At 38.5% G+C, this 26138-nt stretch carries 32 protein-coding genes and 1 tRNA gene; 4 read left to right on the forward strand and 29 right to left on the reverse strand.

Annotated elements, in window-relative coordinates; genetic code table 11:
- Window positions 1-175 precede the first annotated feature (175 nt).
- Window positions 176-868 (forward strand): Ltp family lipoprotein, encoded by a 693-nt coding sequence (locus AC787_RS11970; protein WP_054024998.1) that lies wholly within the window; start codon window positions 176-178, stop codon window positions 866-868.
- A gap of 207 nt (window positions 869-1075) precedes the next feature.
- On the opposite strand, the gene AC787_RS11975 is transcribed toward AC787_RS11970, so the two are convergent.
- From AC787_RS11975 to AC787_RS12045, 17 genes are all read right to left on the reverse strand, one after another.
- Window positions 1076-1342: a hypothetical protein gene (locus tag AC787_RS11975; RefSeq protein WP_054024999.1), complete on the reverse strand. Its 267-nt coding sequence runs from the start codon at window positions 1340-1342 to the stop codon at window positions 1076-1078.
- Between the two features lie 235 nt (window positions 1343-1577).
- Entirely contained in the window at window positions 1578-1739 is a 162-nt protein-coding gene (locus tag AC787_RS33765; RefSeq protein ID WP_152970620.1) for a DUF4083 family protein, read from the reverse strand.
- A gap of 751 nt (window positions 1740-2490) precedes the next feature.
- Complete coding sequence (locus tag AC787_RS11980; protein ID WP_054025000.1) at window positions 2491-2802, reverse strand: hypothetical protein; 312 nt, start codon at window positions 2800-2802, stop codon at window positions 2491-2493.
- Between the two features lie 385 nt (window positions 2803-3187).
- Entirely contained in the window at window positions 3188-3484 is a 297-nt protein-coding gene (locus tag AC787_RS33235) for an ATP-binding cassette domain-containing protein (RefSeq protein ID WP_082360726.1), read from the reverse strand.
- A 431-nt stretch (window positions 3485-3915) separates the two neighbouring features.
- Window positions 3916-4716, reverse strand: coding sequence for a DUF4097 family beta strand repeat-containing protein (locus AC787_RS11985; protein ID WP_054025001.1), 801 nt, complete (start codon window positions 4714-4716; stop codon window positions 3916-3918).
- Between the two features lie 103 nt (window positions 4717-4819).
- Complete coding sequence (locus AC787_RS34780) at window positions 4820-5599, reverse strand: alpha/beta hydrolase family protein (protein ID WP_235560957.1); 780 nt, start codon at window positions 5597-5599, stop codon at window positions 4820-4822.
- A gap of 77 nt (window positions 5600-5676) precedes the next feature.
- Complete coding sequence (locus tag AC787_RS34785) at window positions 5677-6051, reverse strand: DUF3887 domain-containing protein (protein ID WP_235560958.1); 375 nt, start codon at window positions 6049-6051, stop codon at window positions 5677-5679.
- Window positions 6052-6443: 392 nt separating this feature from the next.
- Window positions 6444-7055 carry a YkoP family protein gene (locus tag AC787_RS11995; RefSeq protein WP_054025002.1) on the reverse strand — a complete coding sequence of 204 codons (612 nt, stop codon included), beginning with the start codon at window positions 7053-7055 and terminating at the stop codon, window positions 6444-6446.
- 61 nt (window positions 7056-7116) lie between these two features.
- The gene (locus AC787_RS12000; protein WP_054025003.1) at window positions 7117-7803 is read right to left on the reverse strand and encodes a hypothetical protein; all 687 of its coding nucleotides are present in this window, start codon (window positions 7801-7803) and stop codon (window positions 7117-7119) included.
- Between the two features lie 42 nt (window positions 7804-7845).
- On the reverse strand, window positions 7846-8688 hold the full coding sequence (locus tag AC787_RS12005; protein ID WP_235560959.1) for an ABC transporter ATP-binding protein: 843 nt from the start codon (window positions 8686-8688) through the stop codon (window positions 7846-7848).
- The gene (locus AC787_RS12010; RefSeq protein WP_054025005.1) at window positions 8678-9022 is read right to left on the reverse strand and encodes a GntR family transcriptional regulator; all 345 of its coding nucleotides are present in this window, start codon (window positions 9020-9022) and stop codon (window positions 8678-8680) included. Before AC787_RS12010 ends, AC787_RS12005 begins: the two co-directional genes overlap by 11 nt.
- 685 nt (window positions 9023-9707) lie before the next feature.
- On the reverse strand, window positions 9708-9887 hold the full coding sequence (locus AC787_RS12015; RefSeq protein ID WP_054025006.1) for a hypothetical protein: 180 nt from the start codon (window positions 9885-9887) through the stop codon (window positions 9708-9710).
- Window positions 9888-10124: 237 nt separating this feature from the next.
- Complete coding sequence (locus tag AC787_RS33240; protein WP_082360727.1) at window positions 10125-10571, reverse strand: reverse transcriptase domain-containing protein; 447 nt, start codon at window positions 10569-10571, stop codon at window positions 10125-10127.
- 1808 nt (window positions 10572-12379) lie between these two features.
- Window positions 12380-12456 (reverse strand) — tRNA-Ser (locus AC787_RS12030).
- A gap of 221 nt (window positions 12457-12677) precedes the next feature.
- Window positions 12678-13595: a VanZ family protein gene (locus AC787_RS12035; RefSeq protein WP_054025009.1), complete on the reverse strand. Its 918-nt coding sequence runs from the start codon at window positions 13593-13595 to the stop codon at window positions 12678-12680.
- Window positions 13596-14848: 1253 nt separating this feature from the next.
- On the reverse strand, window positions 14849-15445 hold the full coding sequence (locus AC787_RS12040) for a TetR/AcrR family transcriptional regulator (RefSeq protein WP_054025010.1): 597 nt from the start codon (window positions 15443-15445) through the stop codon (window positions 14849-14851).
- 14 nt (window positions 15446-15459) lie between these two features.
- Entirely contained in the window at window positions 15460-16905 is a 1446-nt protein-coding gene (locus AC787_RS12045; RefSeq protein WP_152970621.1) for an FAD-dependent oxidoreductase, read from the reverse strand.
- Between the two features lie 224 nt (window positions 16906-17129).
- Here AC787_RS12045 and AC787_RS12050 point away from each other — a divergent pair, with 224 nt between their 5' ends.
- The gene (locus AC787_RS12050) at window positions 17130-17441 is read left to right on the forward strand and encodes a hypothetical protein (RefSeq protein WP_054025012.1); all 312 of its coding nucleotides are present in this window, start codon (window positions 17130-17132) and stop codon (window positions 17439-17441) included.
- Window positions 17442-17623: 182 nt separating this feature from the next.
- Here the strand turns inward: AC787_RS12050 and AC787_RS12055 are convergent, their stop codons facing one another.
- From AC787_RS12055 to AC787_RS12075, 6 genes are all read right to left on the reverse strand, one after another.
- A complete protein-coding gene (locus AC787_RS12055) occupies window positions 17624-18028 on the reverse strand; it encodes a DUF5071 domain-containing protein (protein ID WP_054025013.1) in 405 nt (134 codons plus the stop codon).
- A 195-nt stretch (window positions 18029-18223) separates the two neighbouring features.
- Window positions 18224-18400 (reverse strand): hypothetical protein, encoded by a 177-nt coding sequence (locus AC787_RS34455; protein ID WP_162839310.1) that lies wholly within the window; start codon window positions 18398-18400, stop codon window positions 18224-18226.
- Between the two features lie 59 nt (window positions 18401-18459).
- Entirely contained in the window at window positions 18460-18744 is a 285-nt protein-coding gene (locus AC787_RS12060; RefSeq protein ID WP_054025014.1) for a hypothetical protein, read from the reverse strand.
- 114 nt (window positions 18745-18858) lie between these two features.
- Window positions 18859-19341, reverse strand: coding sequence for a hypothetical protein (locus AC787_RS12065; RefSeq protein ID WP_063847512.1), 483 nt, complete (start codon window positions 19339-19341; stop codon window positions 18859-18861).
- A 60-nt stretch (window positions 19342-19401) separates the two neighbouring features.
- Window positions 19402-19650: a CPCC family cysteine-rich protein gene (locus AC787_RS12070; protein WP_054025015.1), complete on the reverse strand. Its 249-nt coding sequence runs from the start codon at window positions 19648-19650 to the stop codon at window positions 19402-19404.
- Window positions 19651-19804: 154 nt separating this feature from the next.
- Entirely contained in the window at window positions 19805-20374 is a 570-nt protein-coding gene (locus tag AC787_RS12075) for a suppressor of fused domain protein (protein WP_054025016.1), read from the reverse strand.
- Window positions 20375-20548: 174 nt separating this feature from the next.
- Here AC787_RS12075 and AC787_RS12080 point away from each other — a divergent pair, with 174 nt between their 5' ends.
- Complete coding sequence (locus AC787_RS12080) at window positions 20549-21178, forward strand: hypothetical protein (RefSeq protein ID WP_054025017.1); 630 nt, start codon at window positions 20549-20551, stop codon at window positions 21176-21178.
- Window positions 21179-21481: 303 nt separating this feature from the next.
- Here AC787_RS12080 and AC787_RS12085 read toward each other — a convergent pair whose 3' ends face one another.
- A complete protein-coding gene (locus tag AC787_RS12085; RefSeq protein WP_054025018.1) occupies window positions 21482-21712 on the reverse strand; it encodes a hypothetical protein in 231 nt (76 codons plus the stop codon).
- A gap of 172 nt (window positions 21713-21884) precedes the next feature.
- On the opposite strand from AC787_RS12085, the gene AC787_RS35070 reads away from it, so the two are divergent.
- Window positions 21885-22010, forward strand: coding sequence for a hypothetical protein (locus AC787_RS35070; protein WP_268760169.1), 126 nt, complete (start codon window positions 21885-21887; stop codon window positions 22008-22010).
- Between the two features lie 227 nt (window positions 22011-22237).
- On the opposite strand, the gene AC787_RS35210 is transcribed toward AC787_RS35070, so the two are convergent.
- From AC787_RS35210 to AC787_RS12110, 5 genes are all read right to left on the reverse strand, one after another.
- Window positions 22238-22768: an acyltransferase gene (locus tag AC787_RS35210; RefSeq protein ID WP_054025019.1), complete on the reverse strand. Its 531-nt coding sequence runs from the start codon at window positions 22766-22768 to the stop codon at window positions 22238-22240.
- A 196-nt stretch (window positions 22769-22964) separates the two neighbouring features.
- The gene (locus AC787_RS35075) at window positions 22965-23093 is read right to left on the reverse strand and encodes a hypothetical protein (protein ID WP_268760170.1); all 129 of its coding nucleotides are present in this window, start codon (window positions 23091-23093) and stop codon (window positions 22965-22967) included.
- A gap of 445 nt (window positions 23094-23538) precedes the next feature.
- Window positions 23539-24048 carry an SMI1/KNR4 family protein gene (locus tag AC787_RS12095; protein WP_054025020.1) on the reverse strand — a complete coding sequence of 170 codons (510 nt, stop codon included), beginning with the start codon at window positions 24046-24048 and terminating at the stop codon, window positions 23539-23541.
- Between the two features lie 101 nt (window positions 24049-24149).
- Window positions 24150-24440, reverse strand: coding sequence for a hypothetical protein (locus tag AC787_RS12100; protein WP_054027032.1), 291 nt, complete (start codon window positions 24438-24440; stop codon window positions 24150-24152).
- 627 nt (window positions 24441-25067) lie between these two features.
- Window positions 25068-25889: a copper amine oxidase N-terminal domain-containing protein gene (locus AC787_RS12110; RefSeq protein ID WP_054025022.1), complete on the reverse strand. Its 822-nt coding sequence runs from the start codon at window positions 25887-25889 to the stop codon at window positions 25068-25070.
- Between the last annotated feature and the right edge of the window lie 249 nt (window positions 25890-26138).

Here is a 26138-nt window from a genome sequence, read left to right on the forward strand (position 1 = left end):
CCTTGTTCGTCGTCACATGGAAGTCAGCCATCAACGAATCAACGGTGTATTCCTTGCCAGCTACGTAGTCGTCAAATCTCTCTATGTGGTATTCTCAGAAAAATTTTACAACTCTGTGCCAGACTAAAAGAATGATATAATTTTATACTGAATGACATCATAGGGGGTACAGGAAGTGGAGAAACAACAAAAACAGAAAAAACCGTTCTATAAAAAATGGTGGGTTTGGGTGATTGCGATTATTATTATTGTATCTGCTGTCAACGGCAATGATGATAACAAAACGGACGCAGACAAAAAGGAAAGCAAGCCAGCTGTCACCGAACCAGTAAAGGATAAGCCAACAGGGGAAAAAGAAGAACCGAAAAAAGAGGAACCAAAAAAAGAAGATACGAAGGCAGAGGATGATGTTCCTAGAGAATATAAGTCTGCTTTGAAAAAAGCTGAAACATATGCAAAAACTATGCACATGTCGAAACAAGGAGTTTTTGAACAATTAACTTCAGAATATGGTGAAAAGTTTTCCGCAGAATCTGCTAAGTATGCAATGGATAATCTTGAATTTGACTGGAAAGCAAACGCTTTGAATAAGGCTGAAACATATGCAAAAACTATGCACATGTCAAAACGAGGAGTTTTTGAACAATTAACTTCAGAACATGGTGAAAAGTTCAGTGACGATGAAGCTAAGTACGCAATTGATAATATGAAAGCCAATTTTAATGAAAATGCCTTGGAAAAAGCAAAAAATTATCAGGAATCAATGAATATGTCACCAGAAGCGATAAAGGAGCAACTGACTTCTGAATACGGTGAAAAATTTACACAAGAAGAAGCCGATTACGCTATTAAGAATTTAAATAAATAAAACGCAATAAAACGCCCTCATCCTATTCTTTGGTTGAGGGCGTTTTATTGCGTTTGGGGGAATCGTCTTGGAAATTTGCTTAACGTTGATTGGCAACCTTCTTCTTCTGTATATACCGCTGCTTGTGCATTCTAAGCCCAACCCTTGCGGATTTCACATGCTTGCTGGAACACGTTGAACTAACGTTTCCCGTTAGCTTAATCAAGATTATTTCTTCTTTCTTAATATTCTCCCAGCATAATAAACAATTATTCCAAGTAGCATTAATCCCAGGATTTCTAATGTTCTCCATACTGGGCTTAAAACATATCCAAATGCGACTTTTTGTTGAAGATAATCATCTGATTCGTATGTCTCAACAATATCTGGAACATAATTCAGCGTGAGATACAATCCTTGAAGCATCTGAAAAGCATAAAAAACAAACACAAATATTAGTCCTAAAACGAGAGCTCTTATAAATGGTTTTTTCATTGTTACCTCCCCAATTTATAATATTATAACAGAGACATAACAATTACGTATTACTCGTTAGCTTAATGAATTAGCGAATTTCTTGCCACCAAAAGAACCTTTTCGAACGAGATACACGTTTCCTTCCCACATTGGTTTTCAACTAAAATAACACAAATAATGCCACCCCCTATTAAGAGAATTGGCGTTACTTGTGTTCTAAACACGATATGGCTGTACACCGTTCAAAGCAAGATCAATTATTTTTTGTAAGTAATTCTACTATTTGATCTAATTTCTGAGAAATAAGTTTATCTTGACGTTTTTTATACCCAATATAATTAACTACGCAAAACAGTGTATACATAAGCATAACAAATAAAAGTAAAATAATCAGGGACAACAAGCCCTCATCCATTTCTTTCCCTCCTAACTAAAACACTCACTAATTTCACTTGTTCTAGGTAATTCTGCAGAACGTTTTAATAATATTAGATATCGACTTATCTTTAATGTGGTAATTATTGATGGATTCTGATTTTAGATTAAAATTAAAATCACCTTGTTTGCATTAAACTGCCCGTTAGCTTAATAAAGAATGGGAACAGCTGCAGCAGCAAACTGCCCCTTATTTGTTCAACTATCGTTCTCCGTTAGCTTAATAGATTGTACAAGTACATGAACAACACTTTAACCATCAAGATAATTAATACTGCAATCCACCCAAAAAAGAAAAGCCCAATACAAACGCTAAAAAATTGTTTACCGAAACTATGATTTGTAGAGGAAACTCTTAGAGTGATTAACAAACTTATGAATAGTAAAAAAAATAAGATCCAAAGAAAGCTATTTAATATAATAATTGTTGCACCATATACAAACGAACCTGAAATTAAATATAGCAGAAGTTCTTTCTTACTCAATTTTTTCCTCTCCACTTCTTTTGCCTACTACTCTATATGTAAATAGAACCTTGAAACAACAAGTAAATACTTCCATTAAACTGCCAGTTAGCTTAATAAAATGAGCAGGCCACCACAGCGCCTGCTCATTCATTTGTTTTATTCAACTATCGTTATCCGTTAGCTTAGTCCAATAGGTATCATCCATGCGTATCGAGTGACTCCTGTATGAATTGGGAGATGCGGTTTGTTTAGTAGCCTAGGTTTTTATTTCTTTAATGCGTTGTATTCAGCCCGAGTTTTTTTTGTGATATATTCTGGACTACGCTCTAATAGAGGCTCAGCATCTTTAAGAGCGGAAACTGGAAGTTCCCCTTTATTTACTAAAATAACAATATCAGACATTCGCTCGTACTCAGTCCTGGATATTTTCACAAAACCAGGGGCACTAGGATCAGAATATTGAGGGGCAACAGTAGTAGCAGGACTGGAGTGTTGAGTATAAATAGCCGCAGATACACCTACGACTAGAACTGTAGCAATCGCACAGGAAAACATTATTTTCTTTGCTTTGTTCATTCGGTTTTCCTTCCCTTCTAAATAAGAATTTAGAAACAAAACTATGAGAAGTTGCAATAAACTAGATCGTTTAATAATTATCCCATTATATGGATTCCAATATTTAGACGGATATTATTCGGATTTGTTGCACTAACCTGCCCGTTAGCTTAATGACGCATCATCAGTCTAATACTTTATTTTCTATAACACGACTTACTCATGATTATTACGGCAGCACGTTTGTTTTTTAGAATGAACGACATGGTACATCATTTCCCCGTCGGGAATGGGACTATGTTCTTGTCACTAGTCGGGAATGGGACAATGTTCTTGACTTCCGACATTACATGGCTTGGTTGCACATTGACAAGAATATGTACCGATAAAACAAAAAAACCGCGATTTACGCGGTAATTAATCGGCTAATATTCTTGTCATCCGACACTAAGGCAGCGGTCGGTTCGTCCAATATAAGTAATTCTGCATCTCGGAAGTATGCTCTAGCGATAGCGATCTTCTGCCATTGTCCCCTTGACAACTCTGCCCCACCAAATTCTTTTCCGAGCATCGTTTCATAAGCATCCTCTAATTCGGCAATGTATTCGCTAGCTCCTGATTGCATCGCAGCGCTGTGGACACGATCTGTTGCAAGAATCCAATCGGTTTGTCCTACAGCAATATTTTCCCGAATATTTAGCAGTTGCGGTTGACTTTATATTCCATGAATTCAAGTCCAACTTTTACAAATCTGTTCCATTCACTCTAGCTCAAGTCCTTTTGTAATGTAAAATATACGAAAGTACTAAATCCGGTGCGATCACATCCGCCATTACGGAAGTACCTCCTCCCTTTAAATTCCATATTTTTTATCTCACTTCATAGCCAAGGTCTCGGGCAGAGTAATTATCCAATTTCCAAGAAAGGCTGCCATGAACCGTTTAATTATCAAACGGCCCATAACAGCCTTTTCATATAAGCTTTCGTATCAATCCTTTAACTATATGTCATTTTACCATATAGTCCGCATTATCAAATTAAGATATGGATCTTATCCATAGCAGAGACTTACATTTCAATTTATGTCTGGAGTCTAATATAATACATTGGCCCAGTTACAGACATTTCATATGACTAATCAACAAATTCAAGGTTTATGTCTCCATTATTCGAGCTGACATCTAAAGTCTTAGAACCCCCACCTTTATTCTTAGGGAGATTATTTTTCCCTTTGGAGGCTTTGCTTGAAATACTAAAGACATCATATGAACCCTTAACGGTTCCAGTAATATTGCCATTTTTTGATTTTAATTTCAAGGTGTCGTCAACCGCGACATTCGTCACCAGTATATTGCCATTTGATATGGATGCATCAACGGAACCTTTCGTATTCACATCCGATATAATTATGTCATCATTTTTGTTTTCCAATTTTAAAATCTTATCAACCACAACATTAGTAATTTCAATTTTTCCATCTGAAGTTGCTGCATCGATGGAACCAGCTATATCCATTTCAGAAATAATAATATCACCTTTGGATGTTTTAATTTTAATACCACCGGCAATATCGCTTGGAACAGCTATCTTAACATTACGATGCGTTTTCTCTGTGTCTAACCCAATATAATCTTTCCAATTTTTATTGTTAATAGCTTCCATTGTAAGTTCCTTATTGTCTGAAACATTAATTTCATAAGATTCTTTATCATTTTCAAAATAATTGATGTGAATCTGATTATCAGTTGATTCTACAAGTTCAACCGTACGATGACTAGCAGTGAAAGACATTTGGCTGACTTTATCCGCATCAACAGCATAATTTTTCTCTTCGTATGAAGTTGTAGTGTTCTGCGATCCAGAATCTGTTGTACAAGCTGAAGTGAAAAGTGCTAACCCGAGTGCTATATAAACAGACTTAAATGCTTTTTTCATAACTACTAAAACCTCTTTCTATAATAAATTTGAATTAAGTTGATTCTTACATGATTTCTCAATACGGATGTGTCTCGGCCAAACCCTCAAAAGAGTAATAGAATTAATGAAAAACGTTAATCCATTCAGCAACATCCTCGATCACCTGAGAATCTACATGAGCAGGTTTATTGTATATACTACCGTCAAATTTATCTGGGGAACCACCTGGCATGAACAAATGATTCAGTCCTGGATAGAGCTTAAAACTCACGTTCTTTTTATCAGTCAGTGTTTCTTGCCAAAGTTTATAATCTACTTGAATTGAGACATGAAAATCATTTGTACCTTGAATGATAAACATAGGAATCGTAAGATTTTTTACAATGCTAACTCCATCAATTGCATTTAAACTAATCCAGTAACTAGTGGGGTAGCCTAGAAAAATTCCGGATTTGTCAGAAGGATCAAGCTTTTTGACCTTTTGTACTTCCGCTGTCGTCTTGTCTAATTCCTTTTTTTTCTGTTCGTTCGATAGGTTCGTATCTTGCTCCAATCGCATTGTAGTTTGGGACAAAACTGCATCTTCTAAGCGACTCAAGGTTCCTGCCATTGAGACAAAGCCTTTTATATCAGGATTATCTTGCGCAACCTTTGGTCCAATTAACCCACCCTGGCTGTGACCAATTAGATAAATTCTGTTACTATCTATTCTTGTATCTTCTTTGGCAAGTCGGACTGCCTCTTTTGCATCATACAAATATTCAGTTTCTATGTCAGAGACATCATCAGTATAGGCATAAGAGCGCTTGTCATAACGGATAGAGGCAATCCCTCTATCAGCAAGTCCATGAGCAATATCCGCTAAAGGACGATTAAGACCTGTGCCAATAATGGAATCCATATTATTAGCACCGGAGCCCGAGAGTATAATTGCAACAGGTGGCTTTTCTATTCCTTTAGGGAGAGTTAGCAACCCATTCATTTTTTTTCATTATAACCAACCTTTACCGAAGACTCCTCCCACTTGTCGCTTTGCTGCGGTTTAACTATGAGGGGCTGCAGCTGAGTTTGAATGTCAGTTATCTTGCCATCCTTTGTATAAACAAAAGTAGATTTTAAATTATATTTCCGATGTACTGTGGTAATAGATGATATCCCATTTTGGTCCTTTATATTAAATGCTTCTGATTCTATACCCTGAGAAGGCCCTATTTGAGTTAATAGATCATTCCACTCAGAAGCAATCTTTTCCTTAGACAGTTTACTAGCCATTTCACCAGTTACATTTTCATAAAGGCGATCGAATTCATGTTTCTGAAACTGCTCTAAATAGGCGGCGCTTCTTTTTTTCAAAGTCTCTGCATCAAAACTTTGGGTGCCTTGAGTGGCATTTTGATTTTGTGAATGTTCATCAGGCTGTGATGGTGTTGCACAGGCGACAAGTGAAATTGTTATTGCTCCCGCTATAATAGGTTTGAAAAAGTTGTTAATAATTATATCCTCCAGTAATCTCTAAGTTGTAGTTTCATGGTGTATGCAGGCGTCGTAGGTTCTTATACTCCATTCAAGTGTGGATGCCGATTTGATGTCCTTCCAGTTCTCAGCCTCGCTGCAAAGTACGAATAAGGTCACTTTAACCCCATGCGTGTGCAGCATATGCAGCAGAATAGGCGTTTAAGTCGGGTGCGGCCCGTCATCAAAGGTAATAGCCATGATATGCTCTCCGCTTCAGCCGCAAATGACGCTTACATGTAAATCATTTGCGGTTCCTTCTCTTTATCTTTCTCTGTGAATCGCTCGAATAAAGCCTGCCTCGAGATGACGAGTATCCTGGGCTCCAGCTTCTCCCCCGCTTGTTTCACTCGCTGCTTCCCTTCGGGATGCAAGATCCGAAGCAGAAACCGAAGGTAGACCTTCGAGAATCCCTTTGCCCATTTGGACGTGATCTGATGCTGTTCAAAACCTAACCCATGAATAATCCCGCGATGGAGCAGCGTGACCCCTGTAATCGCCTGAACTTTTGCTAGCTCCGGCGAGTTCTTCATCGCCTGGCTGATCTGCTTCATACCGCGGCGCAGCATGCGTGCCGTCATGATCCCGGCCCGATCCGATCCGACGGCGCGAGAGAGCTCAATCACTTGTTGATTATCTAAATGAAGCTCCCCGATCCAATCTCCTGCCTGAATCTGGCTGCCGTCATGGCACACGATCCGTTTGCCGTAGTGCCTGCGAATGACGAGTTTGCAGATACCGAACCTCCAGATCGACTCACTCCGAAATCGTGAGAAAATATCAAAGATACTCTCCCAGACCATCCACATTGACTGCGCAACGACCTTCCCATTTGACGTCTCCATCGTTATTCCGTTCCTCCCTTTCCCTAATTATCGATTTTGCGAATAATTTTAAGATTAGGATTTAAATTCTTTTGCGACTCACGGCCAAAACACATAAACCATAGACAACAGCAGATACCCCAAGACAACTTACAATATGAATGACTGCGTTTGGAGTAAAGATTAGAGTGTCAAATATCGAGACCAATACTTTTCGAAGGGAAGCAATAGGTGTAAATACACTAATGACAGCTACAATCATGAAATTCGTAAGCCAACCGTACCAAGTGCCCTGGATTGTAGTTAATGTATGAAAAATCAGAGCTACCATCAACATAAATACAAATTGACGAATGAAGGCAACAAGAACACCATTGTTACTCCAACCAAAAACACCAAATGGGTTTGCCACTAAACCATTATTAGATACAGGTATTAATTTATCCAAATAAAGGTAGCAAAGCAGTGTAAATAGAGAAATAATGAGGGAGAAAACAACATAATTAATAAAGCTACCTCTCATATAATACAACTTCTTTACATTAAGATTCATAATTTTTTGGAAATTTCTAGCAGGTATTAACATCGCACTCATGATGATTATGATATAGGAATAAAATCCAAAACTAAGAGAAAAGCCTTCCTTAGATGTGTTTAATAAATCGTTGATCAGATAACTAGATAGTTGTAAGACAATTATTGCTAAAAAAATAAAGTAAGATAATTTGACAGTCTTAAAATTCAATTTTGCTACAGCAAGTGCAGTCATCTTGATTCCTCCCAATTTTATATTTTCATTACCAAGAACTTATTATTCATCTCCAACAAAACTAATGAAGAAATCCTGTAGACCCAATGGCGAAATAATTACGTTGGGGTCTGAATCCTCAATTGGCTTGTCAAAAACGTATTGCGATACAAATCCAGCCACGTTTTGCGTTCCGATAATATTTAGACCTTTTGTCACCTGCTCAACGATATTAACCGGACCTGTTACAGAATAGGCCATTTCATCAATATCGTTGGTATCGGCATATAACTTGAGTTCCCCTTTATCAATGATAAGAAGCTTTTCCGCGACTTTGGAGATTTCATCGATTAGATGTGTGGAAACAATAATAATTTTTGGTTTCTGTTCGTTGCATTCCTGTAATAATTCGTAAAATTTTTTGCGTGTAATAGCAGAAAAACCTAAAACCGGTTCATCGAGAATAATCACAGCTTTGTTACTTGCCATACCCAAAATTGTATTGACCATAACCTTCATCCCAAAAGATGCCTCTTCATATTTTTTACTTAAATCAAGTTTGAATCTTTGTGCAATTCCAATTGCAAAATTAATGTCAAACTGATAATGCAATTCGTTTGCAGTCTTGAATAAATCCTTTATACGCATGTTAAAATGTTTTGCATCACTTGCAACGAAATGGACTGGCTCCGGCATATGCAGCATATCCACGGTATTTCCGTTCACTGTGACTTTGCCAGTGCTGGCATTGTGATGTCCTGCAATTAATTTGAGAAAGGTAGTTTTACCAGCTCCGTTTTTACCCAGCAAACAATAAATGCCGGGTGAATCCAAGCTTACGGAAAAGTTTCGTAACCCATAATTTTTCCCGTAATTTTTGGTTACATTGGATAGATTAATCATCATCGTTTTCCTCCATTATTAATTTAATTATTTCTTCTCGTGATATCCCAATTTTCACCGATTGTCGAATCGTATCTAACAGTTCTTTTTTCCGCTCTTTCAATATGATTTGCTTTGCCTCACTGGTTACCGCCATTCCGATCCCCCGCTTTTTGTAGAGTATCCCTTTATCCGTAAGAATACTAACAGCCTTTACCGATGTAGTTGGATTTACTGAGAGAAGCTTAGAAATCTGAGTGGTTGAAATAATTAAGTCATCCTGGTTGTATGTTCCAGATAAAATGTCATTTTCAATCATCTCAGCAACTTGTGCAAAAACGGGTTTGTCAGTTCTCATGGCACCACCCTTATTCCTTATGGTTATATGGTTAATGATTTAAGTCACTAACCTAACTTACAATATACCTATCAACTTGTCAAGTTGAACATTTGTGCCTCTGCTAAATTCGTAAAGGAAAGAGCAGATGTTTTTACTCGATCTTGCTGTATGACGGTCTTACCGATGTCCAAATAAAAGTCATTTTCATTTATCTCTGCAACCTGTGCAAAAAACGGTTTTGTCAGTTCTCATCGCATCACCTTTTTCTCCTTTATAGTTATATGGTTAATGGTTAAAGCCACTAACCACTAACCCAATCTACAATATATCTATCTACTTGTCAAGTTGAATATTTGAGCCTCTGCTAAGTTCGTAAAGGAAGGAATCAATGTTTTTATTCGAGCTTACTGTATTTTTAAATGTACATTCTTTTCTTTTTCTACAAAGTACCTAAGTTCATGTCGACGAAATTCCAGTTGTTCCTTTTACGACTATTCTAGGAAGGGTATCGGTAAACAAATGAGCATACAAGAATCTGTCTGTTCGAACGGCACTGATTCAAGAACATTATCGTTCGAAGCATAAAAAGACACGCAGGATCGGCGTGTTAATGAAGATGTATGTTAAATAAGCATGAAGGGTTACCCTATTGAGTAGGACAGTCCATCATGCTTGGTTGTAATACATTTATCCGATTCTCTTTTTATAAAATTTCATTGTGATTTTCTAGTAATTTATGTACTTTTTCCAAAATGGCGAGTAATGATTGACATTCTTCTGCATACTCAGATGTTACTTTGATACCTGAAACGGTTATCAAATTTTCATTTTGGATCTTCAGATCATCAATCATAAAGGTTAGTTGATTCAATTGTTCTTTCAATTGCTTCGCTTGCTCTCAACAGAGTAGATTGTAGGAGGAATTATATTATTAGCTGTCGGACTTTTGTTCTGCTTTGAGGAAAACTAGCTAGCTAAATAAAAAAGAGTCGTTACCTTTGACGGTAATGACTCTTTAGCTCATAACAGACTTGCTCAATCTAATTATTTTCTAAATAACATCCAATTTTTCTTTGTAACATACTGGCCGATTTGGTTGTATCCAGCTTTAATCAGGTTATTAATGCTGTAAGTATAACGGACTCACAATGCCGCCCTGTGGGGTTCCGAGGTTCGATTCTTGAAATTGATCCTCATAGATCATCCCGGATTCCAGCATGTTCAAAATGACACGAAGCAGCTTTTTGTCCTGAAAGTCTTTGGATAAGATTTGAATCAAGGTGTCATGATCCACATTATCGAAAAAGCCTTTGATGTCAATTTCCACCGCCCAGTGGTAGTGATGACTACCCATAAGAGAGCGTACCCTCTCAATGGCGTGATGTGTGCAACGAAATGGACGAAAGACGTAGCTGTGAGGATGTTGTTTACTTTCATAGATCGGTTCTAGAATACAACGCACTACGTCCTGAGCTACTCGATATACCAGTGTGGGTATGCCGAGCGGGCGCCTTTCATGTGGCTTATGCGGTTTCGGAATGTATATTCGTCGTACAGGCGAAGTCATATAGTTCTTCAATGTCTCCTTTACCTGGTTCCCTCAGATTTCGTTTTTCCTCAGGTGTAGCGTAGTCGCTTCTCGTTTTTCCATCCACTCCCGGAGTCTTGGAGCCCAAATTACGTAATACCCGTGTAATGGAAAGATCGATGAATATGTTCCATCGAAGTAGTTGATGTAACCGGGAAAACTTTTGGTTTTGAATGGCTCGTTGCGCTAGGCGTGTTTGGGTTTCGAATCTCTTTCCTTCATGGAAGGATAGAGCGAAGGTAGACATCGCAATCGCCCCCCATCTTTAAAGATTCGCTAGGGGCTCTACTTTGCAAATACGCACTGACTTTAGACTGGATTCCTTCGCCATGTAATAGGCTATCCTATCTCCGACTACTACGAATCCTCCGTCCCCCTTCTTTCACATTAACGTCAGCTGTCCAGTCTCAGTGAGACCGAAAGAAGGGGTTCCCACGTTCACTGTAAGTCGTCTCGCTACTTTAGGTCGTCACTATACGCGGGGAAGATTTGCAGGATTGCACCTCTTTATCCATACAACCACCGGTTCTTGTTTGAATCGGGTCGACGTGTCAAGCTCAAGGACATGTCGTTCATTCCACCCACTCGTATCATCCATTCGTTTTCAAGTGTTAAACGTGATCGCGCTTCGTACATGACTTTGCTTTCGCTAACCATGGCAGGTCATTGAGGCTAGCCCTGCTTCTTGGAAAGATGGATTTTCTTCACAGGTACATTGTTGGATGGGCTTCACACCCCGGATTTGCTCGAACCCGACGTATACCATTCTAGCCTGATAGGGTATGAGGTAACCCTTCACTTGATACAAGTATCTATTTACAGCGCCTCGTGGCGCACTGAGCAATTGTACCCGTTAGAGCTGAATGCCCAGCATAACAAAGGTCGAGTCTTGATTTTATTTTGAAATAAGTCAAACACTTTATAAATAGTATATCGGCAATCGGTATACATTCTTGGCCTTTTTCGGCATTCGGTACATATTCTTGACATTGTACATTGCCAAGAATATGTACCGATAAAACAAAAAAACCGCGATTTACGCGGTAATTAATCGGCTCATATTCTTGTCATCCGACATCGGATGACTAAGAACTTGATCCCATTCCCTCGCGAATAAGCAAAACAAGAAAAAAAATGCTTGCACGGATTCCCCGAATCCTTCACGATTAATACAATAAAAAAATCCGCTTGCGCGGATTCCCATTGTTGATTATGCAGTTTATAATATCAATCTCAATACATACTGATCGACATATTGACAAAGCTCTTTGTTTTCCTGGGTCATATGTGAGTAGTACATCATTGATGCACCTAGCGGATTGTAGGATTTCATCGAATATAGACTCGATCGAATTGACTTCTTTTCGTGCGGGCATTCACCGAACGATCTGTTCATTAACGAATGCAAAGTGTTTCTCGTCTCATAATAAAATTCTACAGACTGTTTTTTTGCCATGTCAGGATGAAATCTAAAAGCCATCTCTGGAATACATCTATCTTTCATTCCTTTTATTTCAGAACGGTTAAATTCTTTGATCTTTGTTTTGCAATATTAAGCCACTCTTTGAAATAGCTTAAGCATATATGTGCCGTGACTTTATTTATGATCCAATGAACCAAATTTCTATTTTCGATTACTTTAAGATTGGAGTAATACATTTTGAGCCATACTGTCACATCTCAACTATTTACAAAACCATCAGTATTACACACTTCACATGTCAACGGCGGCAACAATTAATCAAAGCACAAAAAAACGGTATCTCTGCCGTTTAGGTTTAAGGTATTGGTGGGGATAATCGGGATCAAACCGACGACCTCTTGCATTCCATGCAAGTGCTCTCCCAGCTGAGAGCTAATTCCCTGTGCTTAAACTGCCTTGCATTTTTTAATCTCTTTTTGGGTGTTTAATACCCCTGTGTGTTTCCAGCATAGTAAATAAATAGATGTAATCGTCTCTAACATTACATGGATATCACGGTATCGTATTAAATGATTAAGTCATAATAGAAGGCAGGCTGTCAAGAGACTTTCTTGACAGCCTGCCCTCGATTATTGCGTTTCTATTTGTTGTGTGTTAGTTCTTCACTCCCACCAATGCTTCATTTCACTGATTCCAACATCCCACAGCTTAGCGTTCCCAGAAACTATAATCGTAATTTCATTTATCTTCTCAAAATGCCAATCCAAAGCCTCTGCCTCTTGATCATCTTGGGCAATTCGCTGAAATATTTTTTTCCCATCTACGATTATTTTAACTTCACCCATAAAGGCTCCATTGTCGGGAATACCGTAATAGAAATAAACCAATACATCTTTTTTGTTCCCTAGGATGTAGGTGTATTTTTTGCTTGATTCACCTTCACCGCTATATACGTTCATTTTGGGCTCTATTCCCTTGCCTGCTACGGTGAGACTAGGAAGATTTTCTGTCAAAGGCATGCTTCCTGTAAATTCTTTCACATCATGTAAAGCTTGAATAGGACCTTCTCTTTTCTCTAGAACGTAATGGATGGTTTCAGAGATCGCTATGATTCCAATAAGAAGTACACCCATAGATAGAACCGAAACAATAAGCTTTTTATAAGAGATCTTTGAAGCAAATCCAACTCTATACATAACAAATCCAATCGCTGCACCTAATGTATTGGATATTACATCATCTACATCAAAGCTGCCAAGATATGTTAAAGCTTGCAGTGTTTCCAAAACGAGAATCGTCAAGATAAAGAAGGTTATAAACCTCCCAAAGCGTATACGATACAATAGGGGAATGAGTACACCAAAAGGGATAAAAGCAGCAATATTTCCAAATGCAAATATCCATGAGAAGGTTAGTTTTGGAAATAGAAGCGGAACTCCCTCTGGAATAAGCATAAATGTGTATCCATTTTCACTGGCTGCATGATCTACTCTATTAAAAGCAAAGAACATAAAATATAAGACAACAATTGTGTATAAGATGGATCCTACAAAGATGGTCTTTCGTAATTTCACTTCCATAATATCTCCTTTAATATAGGTTGAATTTACATTGCTAACTCTACGGATCCTTAGTCACACTTAATACCCCACTACCCACAATCTCTCCCCCATGTTGCGATAAATTTAGTATATCTGCCCAAAATGACTTTCAAGTGACTTTTAAGTGACATTCTAGTCACTTAAAAGCTTATTAAACGAATTGTTTAAATTGAATCCGAAATCCTGCATTTTGGTTATCCCGTTCTCATAATACAGATTCGTATCTAATAAAGTTAGAAATAGATACCTTAACTTATTTACTCTTTCTATGCTAAAAATGACCATATTAAGTCAATAAGAAGCTATAGGAGCTTTAAGGAATTTTGAAATTCGATTACCTTATTGAAAATGGATATTTCATTATTAAATTCCAGGTTTTATTAAGCTAACCTGCCCGTTAGTTTAATGAAGCATCGTCAGTCTAATACTTTATCTTCTATAACACGACTTACTCATGAGTATTACGGCAGCACGTTTGTTTTTTAGAATGAACGACATGGTGCATCATTTCCCCGTCGGGAATGGGACTATGTTCTTGTCACTAGTCGGGAATGGGATCAAGTTCTTGACTTCCGACAATGGCGCTTATAAAAGTTGCATTAAACTGCCCGTTAGCTTAATGAAGCATTGTCAGTCTAAAACTTTATTTTCTCAGTCTAACACTTTATTTTTCAGTCTAGAACATTACATTATTTTCTTCAAACAATGGGAATGGCGAGAAAACGTTGGTGTAGGACACGAATTCACCTACATTAATGACACAAAATTACCAACATTGTCTCCCACGTTCGCAACATTCTTATCAAAACAGAACCTACGTTCCTTCCTTAATTAATTAAACAGTAAAGGGTTGACCTTCAACAGCCTACCAGCGTAGTGGAGCCATTAACATCATACCAAGGAGTCTTTTTATTTTTTTAACCTCGTATTTCTTCAGAATAGGAATGCTGCCCATTAGCTTAATAAAAACAAGGAGCAGCTACCGTAGTAACTGCTCCTTCGTTCCCCGTTAGTTGAATAAAACACGTTATTCTATTGCTTTTCTTGCAAACTTAATTTCCATATCAATGTTAGGATATTTTTTCTGTACTAATTCTAATGTTTTTATGTAATCTTCAGAACTGCATGCCATCATTTACATGCATGATGGCAACATCGAATTAAAAAAACGGGCTGTCTCGAAGTAGATTTATCTACTTGAAAACAGCCCTTACTTGCCATGTTACTCTTCGCTATAAAGGAGCAATCATCCTCAGTAGCACGTCAACTCTCGGAAGCTGGTAGCCACCAATCTTCTGCACATTAAGTACCATCAGACCGGAGAGGACCGATAGGTAAGACGAAATCATTTCGTCCAAATCGCCAACCACAAGCTCTCCGAGCTCTTGTCCTTCCCGGAATAATGCCTGCAGTTGCTTGACGTAATTGTCCATCGAGTAATGCTTCATCAACTCCACCACCTTTTCAGGCACTCCATCTGATGTTCGTGCCTGATGGATCAGCAGAAAGTAGTCCGTACCACTTTCATCCAACATATCTTGCGTCAACGCTCTGATTTTATCGATCGGCGAGCCCGGCAGCTCATAAACACTTTGCATAGCCTCAGCCGATGCAATCATTGCTCTTTCAACAAGTGTTGTAAAAAGCTCTTCTTTAGACGTAAAGTAATGATAAAGCAGCCCATGACTAATCTCGGCTTCAGCGGCAATCATGCTCATTTTCGTCCCAATAATACCCCGCCTTGCAAAAACTTTAAGCGCAGCGCTTATAATTTGCTCCCTGCGTTCATCTCGAATGTGATGCTGTTGTTCTTCATTCAACGGAGACAATACGTCTTTCACTCCTAACTTGGAATCATTTTAGTTAATGCTTCTTCTAACGGCAGCTCGAATTCTTTCAGCAGGTCCGCGAGTAGTTGCTGTCCTTCCTCCGATGCCTCAAGCACCGACTTGACCATCTGTGGATTAAACAACTCATGCAGCGGTAATGATAGCGAATTAACGCCCCAGTATAAACCGAATAGCTTGAAATTATGATTCGCAGTCCCCTCTTTTAGGATCAAATTCATATACCTGCTGCCAAAAGCAATTCCCTTGAGTGGTTCAGTGCCTGCCTCATATTCGACGCCATCCCACTGCAAATCCGCTGCGCAATTTAACCACCAGGCAGGGGTAATGGCCTTTTCTTGTATCCTACGGAGCACCTTTTGCTCGAAATGAGGCTCAGGGTTGTTCTGTCGCTCCTGCAACAAGGTGTTTAGCAAATCCACTTCTATGGCAGCAACCGTCATCCCTTGACCAAAAATCGGGTCATAGATACAGAACGCGTCGCCCAACACTAACAATCCGTCCGGCCATCTTTCCATTTGCTCATAGTGGTGACGGTACAGTTCTGGTACGCGAAAACCCTTAGGCGGGGTGATAGGTTCGAGCTCACACAAGATTTCTGCAATCATGGGGGTAGGAAGCTGAGCGACCTCTTGTTCGAAATCTTCTGCATTCGTTGGTGGATAGTGCCCACCTGGACGATACAGTAGCATTTCAGCCACCTGATTCTCTATAAAGGAAAATACACCCGTAAATGTTCCCTTGACCGGTTGGCCCATGATGTTGATCACATCCCATTTCTCAATCAGGTGCTTCAAATGTGCAGGTACGTTATATCGACGCGTACTATATCCTATAGCTGCTTTCATCCGATCAGATCGAGGTATATCATATCCAAACTCCTTCAACCATTGCGTCAGTTTGGAGGCACGGCCGCTGGCATCCACAACAAGATCCGCCAAGAATTCGCACTTCTTGCTTGTTCCCCGCCTACGTACTTGGACTCCCGTAACGGCCGTATGATTCGGAGTTGTATGAAGCCCAATGACATCATGCTCCGCTAGCAGCCGTACATTGGGAATCTCCTTTACACGTCCACGAATCACCCACTCCAGTACAGCACGGCTGAACTTGATGTCGTTCCGTTGATAAGGTCCGGCTACTGTTCCATATTGATTCATCATATGAACGGTTTTATTTAGTGAACTTGGTGAACCAAGAGCCACCAATTCTTCCTCATAGCAAGGAAAAAGCTGCTCCATAATCATTTTACCACGCTGTGTGAACCTATGGGGATGAAAGCCATGCGGAGCGCCATTCCGATCTGCGGGATGATGCGGAAATTTGTCCTTGTCGAAAAGGATTACCTCTTCGTAATACGACGAGAGGACCCTAGCCGTCATTAAACCTGTGATGCTACCACCGATCACGATAGCCTTGCCTTCTTTTTGTATATTCTTCATATGATTCACCCCTAACATTCGATTGACTTAATCAGTCAATTATTCACTAAAAAAATGTGTTCGATTTTTAGATTGACTAGATCAGTCAATAATAGAATAGACAATTATTTTCCGTAAGTCAATAAACTATATTCCTTTTTTTAACAGGACAAAGCAAGGCAATGTCATAGACCCTAGGTGGAAATCTCATAGCCGGCTAATTCCTCTGATGAGAGTGCTTTTTTTTGCTGGAATGGAAGCTAAAGATCGATAAAAACATTTCGGCTGACATTGTCCCACTCTACGGAGATGCAAAAAGCAGCAGTACGTGTGCGGATCGGCATGTAGGTCAAGCCGCCAACCGGGCAAAAGAATCTGAGGGTGAAGCAAGCGGTAGTGGATTGGTGGAATCGGAAACGGCAGACGGGATCAGAGTTAGCAGCAAACTTGCAGAAAGCAGCAAGACGCATGCCCTGCTGGCGAGGATCTTTCCTCAGGCTATAGATTTGCTGATTGGATCGTGTTTTATCATCTTCTTCACCCATCAGGATGTTTGATAAATTTTTTAACGTAAAGAAAACGAAAAAGTTTCTTTAAAACTCCTTAGATGAATAAATTAAGGAAATGAATTGATTTATCTTTAAATGGGTAATTCTCAAGAGTTGTTACGCTAAACTTCCCATTAGCTTAACAAAGAAATGGAGCAGCTGCCGCATCAAACTGCTCCTTGATTGTACAACTATCGTTCTCCGTTAGCTGAATCGATCCTCGTTAGCAATTCCTCAATTTGTTCAGCAAGTTCTTCATCTACCTCATCTCTAGTTGGGCTTAATTTCATCCGTATTAGATCAGGTTTCAGTTCCAACAGTTTCTCATTTGACAAACCATTTATTAATCCATGGAGCAAGCAGGACTTCCATACACCATCATTAGATTCCAAGACAACCCGAATATGAGGAATTAAGTGTTCTTCATAATCAGAAATGATAACCTCAATATCTTGAGCAATAGGCCAGTTCATGTCCTGTAACCATTCAAGAAGTTGAGGGAGAATAGGAATTATTTTTTCTTTTCCTGCTACTTTTAATCTCTCTACACACTCGTAATCTGATTTTTCTTTTGGGATCAATTCGGTGTACTCCATACCGATAACAACTCCCTTACTCATAACAAACTAAGCAAACGTTATACAAACACTTTAACTAATATTACCATATGTAAAAGGAGAGAGATATAACAGACTACTACCATACTAAACTGCCCGTTAGCTTAATAATAAATGGAGCAGCTGCCGCGGCAAACTGCTCCATTTTCCGTTCAACTATCGTGTCCCGTTAGTTTAATCTATATCATCAATTTTCTCTCCTTCTTCATCTATCTGAACGGTTCCTCCTCCGAATTGCCACCCTTTACTTTCGATGAATTCGATAAATGCATCCAGGAATTTGTCATGCCCTAAATCTCCATCATCAGCATAAACACAGCCTTGAATTCGAACACCTAATGGCTTTTTCATCAATTCATCCCCTTTTTATTGTTAATTTGCAATCAACTCTCGTTGCTCGTTAGCTTAACTCAATACGCTTTTGTAGCTGAGAGTAGGTCACCCTCAGCTTCATGGTAACGGAGGACTTTCTCAATATCATCACTTTCGTAGCTTCTAACGATGATCATGTGTGGAATATGGAATCCTGGTGGGTCAATGTTCGGGCGTGAAAGGTTATTATGCAATCTTTCAGGTGTATATAAAATGCTCCACCGTTTGCTGCCGTCTTCAAAAGTTAAGGTGATCTCTATCCAGTTCCACTCGCCCAAAGAACCTTTAACCTCATCATCATATTTCCAGTTAAGTAATTTCACTTCATGCCCCCATTTTATTTCCGATGAAATAGCTCGATGAGCAGGCTAACGTAGAGCTTGCTCATCATATGTGTTATTAACTATCGTTCCCCGTTAGCTTAACAAATTGTTCCTCTAATTTCTCAATTCGTACAAAAAGACATTTAGTGAATTTACTTTTGTATTTTCCACAGTTTGCTCATCTTCATCTGTTACTTCCCCAAAAGGAATACCATCATGATACGGATATTTTAAAAACTCATTTATTATCGAATCAATGTTTTCTACTGTTTCAATCTCACATTTAAAAGGTAGTTTTGTATGGATGTCTGAAATAAGATTAAAGCGTAACCTTCCAGATTGCCAATCAAACCATACATAAAAAAGCATTCCATGATTACGGTCTGCTTTTGTCATTTGTTCATCTCTATTAGTAATTACATTACAAAAAAAGTTTCTTATCTCCCCAAATGTAAACTCACTAGCTAACTGTTGATTCATCGAAATTGACCATGTGTTATGTAAAATTTCTTCTTCTAAGTCATCGATATCATTTCCAATGAACATCTTATCTTCTATAATTTCATCAAGTTCCTTTAGAAACTCCACTTTGTTCATGTCGGCAGCACCTTCTCATTATGCTTAATTAGCTCTCATTGCCCGTCAGTGAAACGAATGTTACTTCTCAGGAAGTGGTTTCCACTTCTCATCACGTTTATCGTTAGCGGTTGGCTTGCGATTAACACGTCCCAGTAAAAAGGCTTTTTGATATTGCCTTAATGACTGAGTATTTGCTCCCCCCTCATAATCGGGGTCGTTATATTGAATACCATCATCTTCCCAAAAACAAATATCACAGATGTCATAGTTGCCTGGTGGCTCATAGTCCAGAGTTTTATAACCACAGCAAGGACATGTGTACTTCATATTTATTGCCCCCATTAAACCTAATTTACTAAGTTCAGAAACTTAAAGTATTCGCGATATGATTAAACTATCCTGCCCGTTAGTTGAACAATAGGCTGCTAAGTGGCAGCCCTGTCAGTATTGAACTATCGTTCCCCGTTAGTTGAACAAACATTTAAATTGTAGAACTGCGTTCTAAGTCAAATACACTGATTTGTTTTACTTCAAATAATTCTTCTAGTGCTTCACTCCCGTGTTCATCTGCATAAATTCTTTCCGCTTCCGAGATAGGAACCGCCATTAACCAAGCGACTTGTCTATTTATAAAATTCATTGTTTTTAAACTGTCCTCCCATAGAAATGGAGTAACAAATAAAATATGTCTCATAGGGCTATTTGGTAAATACATTTTCACAATATCATTGAAAATAATACCGGGATAGCATTTATAATTTGAATTTATTATGTTAAATGCACATGTAGCCAGTACATTTGCAAAACATTCAAATTGACTTGCACCTACCAATTCAATCCTTAGGGGTATTTCATTATAATCATAACCAACGGAAAAATCAGAAAGACCAATGGTAGAAAATGAAAGACTATTATGCATGTCGTTGGAAGAGCATAGTATATCTATTGAGCTTTCATTATTATCATCCGAATACTCAAAGACCTTAGGTTTACCTTCAAATGCACTAAGGGCAGCCTGAGCAATTTTTTTATTGTCCTCTGATACTCCCAAATTCAATCCCCATTTCTTATCATTTAAACCAAATATAACATATCAGTTTTCAGAACTATACTGCCCGTTAGCTTAACAAACCGATAGCAATACTCTTGGAAAATGAAGGTGATTAGCTGGTATCCAGCGAAATATTAATCTTAATTGATGATATGACATTACGGGGGTAAACAAATGAGTGAATTTACTTCAGGCAGTCTTGTATTGAATAAACATAGGAAAGCTATCGAAGACTTCAATCCCATTTTTATAAAACCGCTTAATGACAAATGGAGCGTGTTTTTTACGGAAGGTACAGAAGTTAGTGACACCTATCCTGAGGATATTATAAAAATGACTGCTGGCGTACCTGTATTATACTTTTATAATTTCGAAGACCACGGCTGGGGTTTCACCATCCTTCATCAAAGCAGAGTTGTATCTGCATTCGATTATTCGTATGAGGAAGATGAAATTGAATTACAGAATTATGTACAAGAACGGTTTCCTGAAGAAGAAGCTATTGAATTACTCTATGTGAACCCTGATTCAGACGCTTTTAGGGTTAAAATACTTGAGGAATTCTATATGGAACATAGTAAGGAAGAAAAAGTAAAGAAACTTATTATGAGTCTTGACGTGGATGCTTTTGCGTTATTCAACATCGATTCGGGTGGACTTGATAGACTGCGAGATATGTTCCGTATTGAGTCGTTGGTCAGTCTTCAAGATCGTTTTACCTTGATTGACGACTTCAATGCGACCATAGATATCAAGGAAATGTGCTGGATCCGTGCAGATCGGATAGAGAATCTGATGAATTAACAACTGCCAACTGCCTCTCGATTGAATCATTAAGCTGCATTAGCCGCTAGCCCAAACCTGAAATTAAGTTCGGGCTAGCGGCTATTTTGTTGAACTAACGTCTCCCGTTAGTTGAGCGGTGAAACTGTATTAAATAGTATCGTGATGTTCACCTTCTTTAGGATCATTATTCTTCATACAAAAAGACATAAAAATCGTTCGCTGATTCATAAATCATTACCTATTTTATATTATCAACATGTTCTTTAAGTAAGGAATACATCCTCAGTTCAATCAATTTATAAGAACCGATAGTTTTTACGGTTAATCCGCATCATTTATGTATTTCTCGCGTTCTAATCGCTTTTTTTCTCGAAAGTCCCCTATAGCAATCAAACACTGTTTGGTTTCCATATTCCAGAATTCATTTTGAGTATGGCCTTTCGAAAATGAAAATATATTATCTATCATTTCACCGAAACTCAATTCTCGGTTTTCATCCCAACATAATGCCAAGAGCTTAGTTATTTCATGAATTTGTTTTGAGTCACGCAATGTTATACCTCCCAATACTTAGAACTTATGAATGATTATGTACAATTTCGCTGAAATGATGACCTCGCACGTCGTCATTTCCCAAATGGATAAACGGCACCAATACCAAGTTAATTTCACGGTCGCCGTTCACGTTTGTAGACATTTTCTGCGCTCAAAAGGTGATGAACCCTTGCCTAATGTTGAAGCACTGATTCGCAAAAACATTTTGCCGATTCGACCCGTTCGCAAAGGGCAGCAGAATACGCGCAAAATCCGCTGGAAATCAGTCGTGAGCTTCGTCTATAGAGTAGCATAATTCGTTTCACATGAACATTTTTTAAAGCGGACACTCCATCCGCTTTGTTTGCTATGCGCTTTTTCTTTGCTTTCCCCAAAAAAACAAACGGCACAGGATTTTTCCCATGCCGTTTCGGATTTCATTTTTATTCCTGTTCTTGTCTTTGAGCTAAACTAAATAACATTGACCACTAGGCAGCCCTTTCAGTCCATCCGTATGAATTTATTGATGATATGATAAACTGATTATTCCCTAATCCAGCCATCCTCTATTTCAAGCTCGCGAATCACCTTTGCAGGACTTCCTCCGACCAATACATTGTTAGGAACATTCTTATTTACGGTACTCTTAGCCGCGATTACGGAATTGTCTCCAATTGTGACTCCTGGAAGAATAGTACAATCCGCTCCAATCCAAACGTTATTACCGATTTTAATTCTTTTAGCGAGTTCACCTTTATCGGTAGAATCCATACGGTGGTAATTGCTATCAAAAATACTCGTTCTTGGACCAATCTTAACATTATCTCCAATGACAATTTCTTTATTAGCCGCGATTCCCACACCTGCATTAACGTATACATTATCACCGATTGTCAAGTTGGCACCCTTGGTACTGGTAATTTGAACTGCCCATGGATGTCCTATTATGGAAATATTATTTCCAACTTTGATTGCTCCAAATTTATTAACGAACACTTTCCCACGTAGCTTTGGTGCTGTTTTCCCGAATTTGTAGAGTCCTCTAAGTTTGTATAGTACAGTTTTAAACCCCATATCAAAAACTCCCACTCCTTTCAGTTCGCTTATTGAGTATTATAACAGAGATTAATACAAATTTTCGAATAAAGTTATTCATATTGAATAATTAATTCTGGCTACCGATATGTAGAACCAGGTATGACCAGGCCTCATTTTTTTTATATAAGCGACTACCGCAGCAACCGCTTTTCCACTATCGCGTCCCGTTTTCTCACCCTAGATTATTTGGTGTACGCTCTGAAGGTCTTAATTTGAATAACCCTATTGCCATACAAATCATGCTGTCTTCCCAAATAATACCAATCAATCCGATGTTCATAGAATTTTCTTCTGAAACCATAGTGCCAGTTCTCCTTGCTCCTAACAATTCACTCCAGCCCCAACAAGCCCAACTGAATAAAATAGAGTGTATTAAAAACCATCCATATCCAGCTTTTATATTTTACAAGAAGGGTAATGATCACTAGGAATATCAGAGAGATTATAATTCCAAAACCTATTCTTAAAAATGATAAGACTTCAGCCTCCATTGCCTTTTTGTTTGCGACCCACTAAGCAATTAGACATTAAAACAATAGTGTTTGTTACGTAATTCTGCCGGTCAGTTAACAACAGATTAGTGGCAGCTCAACGAACCTGCCAAATAGCTTAGCGAAAAACATAAAGGGCTCCACATATTAGTCATACATAATATGTGGAGCCTTTTATGTTAAACTATCGTAACGAAAAAGGTAGCGACGTCGACGGCGACCTGATTCTTTGAAGCATTCAACTAACGTTCTCCGTTAGTTCAATGGTTCATTTTCAGTAACATCATCGTAGGCGTCACCAAGTGGTTTGAAGTCTTCTTTAAGCCAGTACCACCTTTCTCCGCTATTTTGGACCAATTGTTCTAATAGATCAGAAAATGAGTTTGCTATTACTGGACAATCTCCAACAACCCCATGTCTGTCCCAAAAGCTGTCGTAACATTTCCCTAAACGACCTTGATGTAAATCTATAGAAATGTAGTCACCATTCCCATCATGACCAACAATGTACCAATGTGAAGATATGTCTTCCTCAGCTAGTTCTCCAATGATGACTGGATTTGATAAGGTGAACTCCTCTGGCTGAACTATTTGGAAAGAATAATCTTCGCCTTCAAAAAGTAGCACTCCCCCGCAAAGCTCATAAAATCGGCTAACATCAGGAGGAAGTTTATGCTTATCAATACGTGGCAGCCCATTTGGTGGACTTACTTTGCAATTAGGTAAGGACTCAATATGACTTAAAATAATATAGATGTCTTTCAGGCTATATCGTTCCTCTCATAAGTCTTATTTGCACTATAGTTACCCGTTAGCTTAACAATCCGAAATCTAAATAATCTAGGGGGTTTCCCTTTTCGTTTTGATTATTCAAACTCGAATTTGATATAAGTATTTTCTAAGCTTAGTCTATGCTTTAATGTTTTGCCCGAAGCAAAGTTGTTCGGCATATCCTTTTCTATGACACAGATTACATAACCTGCTTTACCTGTTGTTAAATTAGTTAGTTGTAAAAAATTATTATTGTCGTAAATGTAAGAAATAATATATTCATAGTAATCATTTTCTTTGTCTGCTGCATTGAAACCAACATTGTACAATCTAACTCTTGCTCCTGCCCAGATTTCTTCATCATCCCTGATATTACTTAACGGTATCCATTTTGACGTGTCCAATATTTTACTCCTTTACTTATTTAAGTTCTTCACTTATTTGAAGTATTCGTGAAGTGATTAAACAATCCTGCCCGTTAGCTTAATAAAAAGAGCAGGCCACAGTAGCACCTGCTCATCCATGTATTATTCAACTATCGTTTCCCGTTAGCTTAGCAAACCTCTAGTGTCCACGGCGATGGGATTCCGCAGTGTAGTACGCTAATACTCCAAAAGCAACAAGAAAAATCGTCAAGACAATAAGTCCAAAACCTGTCCATCGAAGTATTTTACTATTCAGACTATGTTTCTCATTTGTTTTTGTTGTTTTGATAAATAGCCATCCAATGGATATCAATAACGCCATTACAACAGCAGAATTTGCATAAGTTACCAAAGAGGAGCGCTCCCTTCGTTTAACTATAAATAAAGACGACAATAAAAGGTAATTGTTCCGCAATCCTGCCCGTTATCCATACATGCAGCGCAAGCGCCACACCATAGATTCTGGAAGTAAATACATTCTTCATAGAAGCGCAATGAAGGCTGCTGTTTCTACTTGTCGGCAGCCTGTGCGTTGTTACTGAACTATTCTATTAAAGCTCGTTAGTTACAATAATAAAATTTGTTGCCTTACGGAACTGTATTGCTGATAACCGTCAGAAAACCGTTCTTTGTTGCGGTATCAATGAACTGATACGTAGATTTATAAGCTGCATCGTTAAACAAATACCATTGATTTTCTGTCGCATCATAAATGAGAAACTCAGGGGCGGCTTCTGAATAGATATCAAATCGTTTGATGCTATTCCCTTCTTGGTCCAAAAAATCATATTGTCCCGTTTTATAATACGCCCCTGGTGTGAGGCTGTGAACCGACCAGGTGTAATCAGAAGGAGCTTCGACTTTGCTTCCTTTGTTATCTACAAAATTATTATAAATGGCTTCGATATTGGCATTTCCTTTGATTTGATTGACTACGCCGCCCATCGTCATGTGGTATTCTTGCTGCAATGCTGTCACTTTTACACCTTCAATAACGAGCGGCTCGGTATCGACCGTTACGGTATAGTTGCTGTAATCAACCTTACAGCCAAACGTTTCTGCAATAAAGCGAAGTGGAACGATGATGCGATTATTTATGATGTATGGTTTAACATCGAGCTGCACCGTTTTACCGTTTTTCACCGCTGTACTGCTATTCAGCTTTAAGATTACTTTCATACTGCTTTTCGAGAGCGTGACTTCCGAACCCGACCAATGCACTTTAGCACCCAAATTTTCACTGATTACACGGAGTGGCACCATTGTTCGATTATTCTTCATTTCGGGTTTCACATCAGAGGCAATCGTAACGCCTTCAACTTTGATTTGTATGTCTGCTGCATATGTAGGTGAAGCAGCAGTAATGATTAATATCAATGCAAAGAAAATTCCTGAGAAAACCTTTTTCATTATTTTATACTCCTTTTCTTTAACATATTTTTCCTATGCAAATATCAACGCAAACCTCGTTAGTAAAGTTGCTCAATTCATTTATATCATGTGAGTTCTTACTATTAACATAGGTGGAAATCCTCGCAATACTGCCCGTTTTCGCAAAGAAGGCTACCGGATTCATACCGACAGCCTCGTTGATGTTTATTGAGCTATAGTGCCCGTTAGCGTAACAAAGGGGCTAAGGGTTGTTTTGAACGGCTGCTG

This window comes from Bacillus sp. FJAT-28004, assembly GCF_001280845.1.
In the GTDB taxonomy this organism is placed as follows: domain Bacteria; phylum Bacillota; class Bacilli; order Paenibacillales; family Paenibacillaceae; genus Pristimantibacillus.

Excerpts from the sequence above, each read along its gene's own strand:
- AC787_RS11975 (WP_054024999.1), bottom strand. The coding sequence starts at position 1,342 with ATGAAAAAACCATTTATAAGAGCTCTCGTTTTAGGACTAATATTTGTG.
- AC787_RS33765 (WP_152970620.1), bottom strand. The coding sequence starts at position 1,739 with ATGGATGAGGGCTTGTTGTCCCTGATTATTTTACTTTTATTTGTTATG.
- AC787_RS11980 (WP_054025000.1), bottom strand. The coding sequence starts at position 2,802 with ATGAACAAAGCAAAGAAAATAATGTTTTCCTGTGCGATTGCTACAGTT.
- AC787_RS11985 (WP_054025001.1), bottom strand. The coding sequence starts at position 4,716 with ATGAAAAAAGCATTTAAGTCTGTTTATATAGCACTCGGGTTAGCACTT.
- AC787_RS34780 (WP_235560957.1), bottom strand. The coding sequence starts at position 5,599 with ATGGATTCCATTATTGGCACAGGTCTTAATCGTCCTTTAGCGGATATT.
- AC787_RS11995 (WP_054025002.1), bottom strand. The coding sequence starts at position 7,055 with ATGGAGACGTCAAATGGGAAGGTCGTTGCGCAGTCAATGTGGATGGTC.
- AC787_RS12000 (WP_054025003.1), bottom strand. The coding sequence starts at position 7,803 with ATGACTGCACTTGCTGTAGCAAAATTGAATTTTAAGACTGTCAAATTA.
- AC787_RS12005 (WP_235560959.1), bottom strand. The coding sequence starts at position 8,688 with ATGATGATTAATCTATCCAATGTAACCAAAAATTACGGGAAAAATTAT.
- AC787_RS12010 (WP_054025005.1), bottom strand. The coding sequence starts at position 9,022 with ATGAGAACTGACAAACCCGTTTTTGCACAAGTTGCTGAGATGATTGAA.
- AC787_RS33240 (WP_082360727.1), bottom strand. The coding sequence starts at position 10,571 with ATGACTTCGCCTGTACGACGAATATACATTCCGAAACCGCATAAGCCA.
- AC787_RS12035 (WP_054025009.1), bottom strand. The coding sequence starts at position 13,595 with ATGGAAGTGAAATTACGAAAGACCATCTTTGTAGGATCCATCTTATAC.
- AC787_RS12045 (WP_152970621.1), bottom strand. The coding sequence starts at position 16,905 with ATGAAGAATATACAAAAAGAAGGCAAGGCTATCGTGATCGGTGGTAGC.
- AC787_RS12055 (WP_054025013.1), bottom strand. The coding sequence starts at position 18,028 with ATGGAGTACACCGAATTGATCCCAAAAGAAAAATCAGATTACGAGTGT.
- AC787_RS34455 (WP_162839310.1), bottom strand. The coding sequence starts at position 18,400 with ATGAAAAAGCCATTAGGTGTTCGAATTCAAGGCTGTGTTTATGCTGAT.
- AC787_RS12065 (WP_063847512.1), bottom strand. The coding sequence starts at position 19,341 with ATGAACAAAGTGGAGTTTCTAAAGGAACTTGATGAAATTATAGAAGAT.
- AC787_RS12070 (WP_054025015.1), bottom strand. The coding sequence starts at position 19,650 with ATGAAGTACACATGTCCTTGCTGTGGTTATAAAACTCTGGACTATGAG.
- AC787_RS12080 (WP_054025017.1), top strand. The coding sequence starts at position 20,549 with ATGAGTGAATTTACTTCAGGCAGTCTTGTATTGAATAAACATAGGAAA.
- AC787_RS35210 (WP_054025019.1), bottom strand. The coding sequence starts at position 22,768 with ATGGGGTTTAAAACTGTACTATACAAACTTAGAGGACTCTACAAATTC.
- AC787_RS35075 (WP_268760170.1), bottom strand. The coding sequence starts at position 23,093 with ATGGTTTCAGAAGAAAATTCTATGAACATCGGATTGATTGGTATTATT.
- AC787_RS12110 (WP_054025022.1), bottom strand. The coding sequence starts at position 25,889 with ATGAAAAAGGTTTTCTCAGGAATTTTCTTTGCATTGATATTAATCATT.